This window comes from Chamaesiphon sp. OTE_20_metabat_361, from assembly GCF_031364565.1.
In genome coordinates this window covers 1-8,537 of sequence record NZ_JANLWO010000228.1, presented here as the reverse complement: position 1 = coordinate 8,537, position 8,537 = coordinate 1, and the positions used below count along the sequence as shown (strand labels likewise).

At 48.3% G+C, this 8,537-nt stretch carries 8 protein-coding genes and 1 pseudogene; 5 read left to right on the top strand and 4 right to left on the bottom strand.

Annotated features, from left to right (window positions below; translation table 11 throughout):
• The 3 genes from RMO35_RS06670 to RMO35_RS06660 form a co-directional block, all read right to left on the bottom strand.
• Positions 1–104 (bottom strand): BMC domain-containing protein (locus RMO35_RS06670; protein WP_309739511.1); only part of this gene is annotated, 104 nt, incomplete at its 3' end.
• A 58-nt stretch (positions 105–162) separates the two neighbouring features.
• On the bottom strand, positions 163–471 hold the full coding sequence (locus RMO35_RS06665) for a carbon dioxide-concentrating mechanism protein CcmK (protein ID WP_309739510.1): 309 nt from the start codon (positions 469–471) through the stop codon (positions 163–165).
• A gap of 394 nt (positions 472–865) precedes the next feature.
• The gene (locus tag RMO35_RS06660; RefSeq protein ID WP_309739509.1) at positions 866–2,554 is read right to left on the bottom strand and encodes a ribulose bisphosphate carboxylase small subunit; all 1,689 of its coding nucleotides are present in this window, start codon (positions 2,552–2,554) and stop codon (positions 866–868) included.
• Positions 2,555–2,622: 68 nt separating this feature from the next.
• Here RMO35_RS06660 and RMO35_RS06655 point away from each other — a divergent pair, with 68 nt between their 5' ends.
• The 4 genes from RMO35_RS06655 (at position 2,623) to RMO35_RS06640 (ending at position 7,872) form a co-directional block, all read left to right on the top strand.
• Positions 2,623–2,814 (top strand): hypothetical protein, encoded by a 192-nt coding sequence (locus RMO35_RS06655; protein ID WP_309739507.1) that lies wholly within the window; start codon positions 2,623–2,625, stop codon positions 2,812–2,814.
• Positions 2,815–3,286: 472 nt separating this feature from the next.
• Positions 3,287–5,125, top strand: a complete 1,839-nt coding sequence (locus RMO35_RS06650; RefSeq protein WP_309739506.1) for an NAD(P)H-quinone oxidoreductase subunit F — start codon at positions 3,287–3,289, stop codon at positions 5,123–5,125.
• Positions 5,126–5,259: 134 nt separating this feature from the next.
• Positions 5,260–6,729 (top strand): NADH-quinone oxidoreductase subunit M, encoded by a 1,470-nt coding sequence (locus tag RMO35_RS06645; RefSeq protein ID WP_309739505.1) that lies wholly within the window; start codon positions 5,260–5,262, stop codon positions 6,727–6,729.
• Positions 6,730–6,750: 21 nt separating this feature from the next.
• On the top strand, positions 6,751–7,872 hold the full coding sequence (locus tag RMO35_RS06640; protein ID WP_309739504.1) for a CO2 hydration protein: 1,122 nt from the start codon (positions 6,751–6,753) through the stop codon (positions 7,870–7,872).
• Positions 7,873–7,929: 57 nt separating this feature from the next.
• Here RMO35_RS06640 and RMO35_RS06635 read toward each other — a convergent pair whose 3' ends face one another.
• Positions 7,930–8,085 (bottom strand): hypothetical protein, encoded by a 156-nt coding sequence (locus RMO35_RS06635; RefSeq protein WP_309739503.1) that lies wholly within the window; start codon positions 8,083–8,085, stop codon positions 7,930–7,932.
• A 382-nt stretch (positions 8,086–8,467) separates the two neighbouring features.
• Between RMO35_RS06635 and RMO35_RS06630 the strand changes: the two are divergent.
• Positions 8,468–8,537 (top strand): annotated as a pseudogene (locus tag RMO35_RS06630) (30S ribosomal protein S4); the annotation flags it as partial.

Sequence of the window (8,537 nt, the reverse complement as noted above, 5' to 3'; positions counted from 1 at the left end):
TCGTAACCGACTAAGGTGACGCGAGCGGCTTTGACCATCGCATCAGCAGCTTCGACTACTGCGGGAAAGCCCAATGTTTCGATCATCCCAACTGCAATTGACATTATCAATGACTCCTAAAATTTTTGACTTTAATGCGATATTTTAGCGAACTTGTTCGGACTAGACGCGGAATTTTTCCACGTCTTCGGTGTAGTTCATTGGTAAGACGTACTCTAGGTTCTCGTGGGGACGAGCAATGATGTGTGTCGATAGTACTTCACCACCATTGACGCGCTTAACGGATTCCACACCTGCGGATACGGAAGCTTGTACTTCAGAGACATCACCACGGACAATGACAGTTACCCGACCGCTACCAATTTTTTCATAGCCGACCAATGTGACTCGTGCGGCTTTGACCTTGGCGTCGGCAGCTTCGACAACAGCAGGAAAACCTTTGGTTTCAATCATTCCCACGGCAATAGACATATATTTTTCGTCCTTAGATTAAATTTGTAATTAGCGACTCGCGATCGTCGGGTTCCCCGACGGGTTAGCGAGTCAAGAGGGCGACTCGCGATCGTCTGGTTTCCAGACGGTTGAGCGAGTCAAGAAGGCGACTCAAGTGCAGATTTGCACCGAATCAGATTCAGTAGTAAATGCTAATTGTTTACATAGACTTTTATCTATGCAAACCCCAATACTAGGCATCTGCTAAAGTCAAGCATAGACTGAGACGTGACGCTTTGGCAATATAAGCAACAATTTTATTTTGTTAAGTTAGGTATCAGAAACTTTTATGTGAGGCTAGCGATCCCCATCCTCACGGTAGCAAACTGAGTTGACAAAACTTATTATTTGTGCATCACCAGGTTAGTTCGTCCTATTTCCCTGGGCGATGAATTAGCTTTTCGATCGTCCGTTTGCGGGCTTGTTGGTCTACCCCAATGATACGGATGTACGATTTTTGCCGATCGCGGACGATCGATTCCAATGCCCGCGAGATTTCAGCAGCAGTCCGACCTTCGACCCGACCGCCAGTCTCCCAAGCATTGCTCTTGTAGCGCCGCTCATCGGCAAATTCGGTAAAGATCGCACAACCCTGGGCGACCAGCCGCGAGATCGTCTCGACGACATCGATCGCCAAAACAGTGCTAGTAGGGCTAGCTACAGTGGTATGGCTGCTGCTAGTGCTGGTAGGTTGCGGGGTGTAACTGGTACTCGCTGCTGGGGTAGGAGGATGGGAGTTAGCTTGACCGGGACGGTGGACGATTTTTTCGACCACGCGACGTTTGGCGTGACTATCGACACCAATGACGCGCACATAATCGTTGGGGTTATTGGTAATACAGTTGGCGATCGCCCTGACGATCGCACTCTCGGTTTGGGAGTCGATCCGATCGCAGCTATGCCAGGAACTAGTCTGGAAGCGACGTTTGTCGGCACGTTCGACTGCTAGCTGCAAGCCTTGGGTGAGGAGCTGACGGACGAGCGTACCGATCTCGTCACCCGCACCATTCGTGGGCGCACTCGCTCCATTGCTAGGGACAGCATGGGTCGCGGCTGATGTAGTCACAGCAGTACTTTTACTAGCAGCCGCCGGAATATCACCCGGTCGTTGAATGATGGTTTCCAGCATCCGGCGTTTGGCATGGGTATCGATGCCGATCAGCCGCACGTATTCGCCGCTATGCTCCTGGAGGCAATTTTCCAAACCTTTGAGGATTTCCGCCTCGCGATCGGAGTTAAACGACGCACAACTAGTCCACGAGCTAGTTTGGAAGCGGCGTTTGTCAGCATGTTCGGTGCCGACACTATAGCCTTGAGAGAGAATCCGCCGCACGTTCTCGATGACATCGGGAGCCAGATTGGACTTGTTGTGGCTGGCTTCTTTGATATTTGCAGCGCGAGCGATGCTATACAAGCCCGAACTAGAGAGATCGACAGCCGCTTGGAATGGCGTAATACATTCAATATCGTCGGCACAGCGATAGCCAGACCGCAGTGAGTCATTGATGCTAATGATGTGGGAGGCAAACTTGAGATCGTCTGGCTGGACATCAGAAAGACGATCGGCTTGCTGCTGATTGGTGACAATTGCACCAGATGGGACGTACTTACCAGCCGGAATCTCGACATCTTGAATCAAGGCGTGCATCATCACGACACAACCATCGCCGACTTTGGCATTGAATACCGTCGATCGAAAGCCGATGAAACAATTATCGCCAATGTAAGCGGGGCCGTGAATCAGCGACATGTGGGTCAGTGATGTATTCTCACCCACCCACACCGAGTATTCCTGGCGATCGTCGCCGACAACGCGACCCTGCTCTAGTCCGTGAATGACGACCCCATCTTGAATGTTCGTATTTGCCCCGATGCTAAAGGGTTCGCCCTCATCCGCCCGAATCGAAATCCCGGGCGCGATCATTACATTCGCACCGATGCGGACATCCCCAATGATGTTAGAAAACGCGTGTACGTATGCACTTGGGTGAATATTTGGCTCGATTAGCGTCTTCGACCACGGCGTAGATGGCGATGCCGTTACATTACTCTGGAATACCATAATTTTCTCAAAATTTTCCTTAAATAATTTATGTAGCAATCGCTCAAAATGCCGATCCTTTGCGAGTAATGTCCCAAGTCACCCGATCGATCTCAATTTGGCTACGGTCGGTTAATCGGCAAAAAGTCGCGATCGCCGCCTCATTCCAGCAGCTTTTACTGCCACCAAAGCTAGCGCTCAGCTCGGATCGATTCCGCAAAGCGGAGGCTACGCCAACGCCGTGGCTGTGTAGTACAAATTCTCGGCATCGATTCGGTTAGATGATGTTTATCTCTTAGGTGCTAGTCGAAATTTTACAGCCAAAGAATCAGCGTTTGAGCTAAGATTCGCCCAAACTGGAGCAATTTACAGGTCAGTAAAACCGAAAATAGTGCTAACGATACGATCGATAGTACAGTTTCGGCGATCGATTTGGCAATATAATCCAAAATTATTCTTTACGATAATGGTCATAAGTTAGGCTGATGCCCGCCAGTGGGTTGGTGGCGTTGGCGTAGCCTCCGCTTTGCGGAATCGGGTGGGCGATCCCGGTTCGGCGCGATCGGCTAGTTCTGATAGATAATGGTTGGTAGTGGAAAATTAACAAACACCGATTTAGCTTAACTTAAAAATTCTGTAGTCTAGTGACAACGTGCAATGTGCCCGATTCCGCAAAGCGGAGGCCACACCAACGCGCTACATTTAAAATCATTTTTTAATATTATTCACATTACGGATACTCGATCGCAATTTATGGAACAGATGCTGCTGGATACTGCCTGGTTGATCCCCTGCTATGGTTTATTGGGGGCAATTTTGACGATCCCCTGGATGACGCGACTGGTGCGCCGGACTGGCCCAAGACCAGCAGCCTATTTAAATATTTTGATGACAACGCTAGCCTTTATTCATGGCACGGCGTTATTTCGGTCGGTCTGGAACCACGAACCCTATCACATTGTATTTAATTGGTTGACGGTTGCGGGGCTGGAACTAAATCTCACCTTCGAGATATCGCCCGTCAGCGTCGGCGCGATGGAATCAGTCACGGTATTGAGCCTCCTGGCACAAGTGTTCGCCTTGGGCTATATGGAAAAAGACTGGGCGCTAGCCAGATTTTTCGCGCTGGTGGGCTTTTTTGAAGGTGCGATGAGCGCGGTGGCAATTAGCGATTCGCTGTTGATGAGCTATGGCTTACTCGAATTGCTGACGCTTTCGACTTACTTACTAGTGGGTTTCTGGTACGCGCAACCGTTGGTGGTCAAAGCCGCTAGAGACGCATTCTTAACCAAACGGGCGGGAGATATCCTCTTGTTTGCTGGGGTCATTGCGCTATCTAGCATTGCGGGCAGTTTAGATTTTCAAGATTTGTATGATTGGTGTGAGACAACCGATCTTCCGCCTTGGAGCGCGACGCTGATTGGGTTGGCGCTGATTGCTGGGCCGATCGGCAAATGCGCTCAGTTTCCGCTGCATTTATGGCTGGATGAAGCAATGGAAGGCCCCAATCCCGCGTCGATCTTGCGAAATTCAGTAGTTGTCACGGGTGGTGCTTATATCTTGATTAAAGTGCATCCCATCTTATACCTATCGCCAGTTGTGACGACGACATTAATGGTAATCGGTGCTGTTACCGCGATCGGGGCGACTTTGGTATCGATCGCTCAGATCGACATCAAGCGGACGATTTCGTACTCAACTAGCGCTTATTTGGGGCTGGTATTTATCGCAATTGGGGCGAAATGGATTAGTTTTGCATTTCTGTTGCTGTTCGCTCATGCGATCGCCAAGGCATTGATTTTTATGAGTGTCGGCTGTGTGATTTTAACGACTAACAACCAAGACGTGACCGAGTTTGGGGGATTAGCCAAGAGTATGCCAGCCACGACGAGCGCCTTTGTCGTCGGTTCACTAGCAATGACTGGCGTGTTCCCGTTGGGTGGTTTCTGGGCATTTCAGGAGGGGCTAGAAGTACTGCGCCTGGACTATCCCTGGGCGATCTGGACGATCTTGTTAGTCAATGGCTTGACGGCTTTTAATCTAGCACGAGTATTTGGGCTGGTGTTTTTAGGTAAAACTCAACCTAAAACTAGGCGCGCACCAGAAGTCCCCTGGCCGTTGGCGTTACCGATGGTGTTCTTGACGGTTTTGACCCTAATGGCTCCACTAGCGATGTCCCAACTGTCTTTACTGCCCGATCTAGATCGGATCGACTCGTTTCGATTAGTCTCGATTAGTTTATCGAGCGTATTGGGATTTGTAACTGGTGGCTTGTTGTACTTTAGATCCGATCGCACTCCAGTCAAGCTATCCCTACCTTGGGTGCAAGAGCTATTAACGTATGATTTTTATGTGGAAAAACTTTACGATAATACGGTTGTCTGGTTTGTCTACCATCTTTCCCAATTGACTGCTTGGCTCGATCGATATGTAGTCGATGGTTTCGTCAATTTAGTCGGCTTTGTGACAATTTTTAGTAGTGAAAGTTTGAAATATGGTGCCTCGGGTCAGGTGCAAAGCTACTTCATCACCATTGCCATGGGAGCCGGATTTTTAGGCTTAGCAATCGGTTGGTTATTTTGGTCTCTCTAACACTAGGGAATAGGGAATAGGGATTGCTGTAAGAGGCTAAAACTTATATGGTGGGCAGTGCCCACCCTACTTTAATACTATTCGCTATTCGCTATTCGCTATTCACTATCCCCTATCCCCTATCCCCTAATTCAATGCTAAGTACTTTACTAATAGTGCCCTTAATCGGGGCAATTCTTGTGGCTATTTTGCCCGATCGCACCAGATCGATCGCTTCGGCGATCGCGATCGCAGTTATCGGTTGGACGGTATTGTTATTGACTGAGTTCGACCTGAGTAATCCTGGAATGCAGTTTGTTGAAAATTTCACATGGATCGATACTCTAGGCTTGTCCTATCGACTGGGTATCGATGGGTTGTCATTGCCATTAGTCGCGCTCAATAGTTTATTAACTTGGGTGGCTATTTACAGCAGCGATGAAAAGATCCAACGCCCGCGTCTATATTACAGCCTAATTTTGATCTTGAATGCGGCGGTGAGTGGTGTCTTTTTGGCGCAAGATTTGTTGCTGTTCTTTATTTCCTATGAGTTAGAATTGATTCCCTTATATCTGCTGATTGCGATTTGGGGCGGTCAAAAACGGGCGTATGCAGCTACTAAGTTCTTGATTTATACAGCGCTATCTGGCGCACTGATCTTAGCAGCCTTTTTGGGATTAGCTTGGTTTGGTGGAAGTAACAGTTTTATTTACGATCCCGCACTTTCAGCCGCACTTCCTTTGAGCCAGCAGTTATTATTACTCGGCGCACTGTTGCTGGGATTTGGGATTAAGATGCCCCTATTTCCGTTTCATACTTGGCTCCCTGACGCTCACGTCGAGGCGTCTACCCCGATTTCCGTCTTACTAGCTGGAGTCCTGCTTAAACTCGCCACCTATGGAATCTTGCGCTTCTGCGTTGGGTTATTCCCAGCAGCTTGGCAGGTAGCGGCACCGTGGCTGTCGATCTGGGCGATCGTCAGTGTATTGTACGGGGCATTGATGGCGATCGCGCAGGCGGATATGAAGAAGATGGTGGCTTACAGTTCGGTCAGTCATATGGGTTATATCTTACTAGCGGCAGCGGCAAATACCCCGTTGAGTTTTTCGGCGGCGATGATTCAGATGGTCAGTCACGGGCTGATTTCGGCGACGCTGTTCTTGCTAGTCGGCGTAGTCTACAAGAAGACTAAAACCAGAGATATTAATGTCTTGCAAGGACTGCTAAATCCCGAGCGCGGGATGCCAGTAATCGGCACCTTGATGGTAGTCAGCGTGATGGCTAGTGCGGGAATTCCTGGAATGGTCGGGTTTATCGCTGAATTTCTAATTTTTCGGAGTAGTTTCCCCATTTTCCCTGTCCAAACGCTGTTCTGTATGATCGGGACGGGATTGACGGCTGTTTATTATCTCCTGCTAATCAACAAAGCCTTCTTTGGGCGGCTATCAGCGCCAGTACAAAACCTCGAAGCTGTCACTTGGCGAGAACGCTACCCCGCAATGATCTTAACAGTCGCGATCGTCTTATTTGGACTCCAACCAAGTTGGATCACCCGCTGGAGCGAACCGACAATTGCCGCAACACTACATCAACCACCAGCGATCGTGGCAAGTGTGACAAAATAAAGAGCAACATCCTCAAGCCAAATGAATAATCCTAATTCCTGTCATCGTTTTGCTACTTATATCGATCGATTCTATCAGGGTCAAAGCTTACTACCAGACAATCCCAGTAATGTTAAAGAAGTAGTTGGTATCCTCGATAGTTATGGTTATGTCCTAGACGCTTACCAAGTAAATCTTCAGCATATTGCCGAGCGCGAATTTCTCACAGTATTTCCATTTTTTAAGTATTTTAATAATGGCGTGTCGTCAAAACAATTAACACAGCATTTATGGCACGATCGGATTAATTATGAATATGCCGAGTACTGCATGAAAGTGATGCTCTGGCATGGTGGTGGTAAGCTCGAACAGTACATCGAGTCACCAGAATTTAGAGAACTAATCGAGCCAGCAATTCAAGCCAAAATTAAAGGTCATCCGGTAATTGGACTGCTACATCGATTTTTTCCAGAGTTCTTACCAGAGCAAGTCCGGCAATCTGTTTATTACAATGCCCTCGGTCAGTTTTGGGAAGTAATGGCGGCGATTTTCTTGACATTAGGGAAAGCTTATGAAAAAGGTAAAATCGAGAGCATTCCTGACGTAGTAGATTGGATTAAATCAGGGCTGGTAGCAGCGGCTGCCAATCCGATTACTTATACAGTTAAAATCGACGATCGCGATTATGACATCCTACCCAAGTCGGCAAATCTCACCTTCCTCATGGATGTTGCCGTCCCCTATGTCGAAGCAATCTTCTTTCGCGGTACGCCATTTTTAGGTGTAGTTTCTTACAACGCTCAAGCTCATCAAATCCCGATCGAGCAATCCGAATTTACTTACGGTGCATTATATGCCGACCCGCTCCCGATCGGCGGTGCTGGCATCCCACCAACGTTGTTGATGCAAGATATGCGGCACTATATCCCACCATATCTCCACCAAATGTATCAAGAAACCAAGCGTAAAGAAGACGATTTACTCGTGAAAATTTGCCAAAGTTTTCAAAAGTCGATGTATTGCGTCACCAGCGCGACGATTTTGGGTTTAGCGCCCCACCCGCTAGATACCCAAAATCCTCAAGAACAAGCAACTAACACAGCATATTTTGAAGGCTGGATGGATCGATTATTGACTTCTGAGCTACCAAATATTCAAGGTTAACTCGGTAATGTTGAGTAGGTGAATATGGATTCGATCGAGGTAGATATTGGCTGAAATCTAGATGGTGGGCACTGCCCACCCTACTGGCTCGACACGACTAAAACTGTGGGTAAAGCGATCGTCAAACATATTGCTAGTTGTATTTTTCAGCGTTCTGAATGCCCACAGTTTTAGTCGTGTCGTCCCACTACTTATTTGTTGACTGCGAATCACACAGATTCTCCTAACGGAGACGCTACGCGAACGAACCTTACGCAGGAGAGTTTGAGAGGCGGCTGGGGGTCGGAGCGGTGCGCGCTCCGGAGGTTTCCTCCGAGTTTAGCGCGTCAAGACAGCGACGCGCGCTCTGGAGGTTCCCTCCAGGTATAGCGCGTCAAGACAACCCCCAGATCCGGGTTCTGTCCACAACAATACAATCCGCATCCCACAAATTCGCTCTATTGTGCCGACACGCTTGCTACTAGCCGTTAAACATTGAAGCCACCATCACAAAGTTCTAGATTTCTAGGCTCACTCAAAATTCACTACTAGTCAGAATCACCCTCCTATGTAATAATGGGAGTTTTGGGTTAAGTATCAAGCACTAAGGAAATATATGTCCCGATATCGCGGACCGAGACTGAGAATTACACGTCGTTTAGGCTCCCTACCGGGTTTAACCCGCA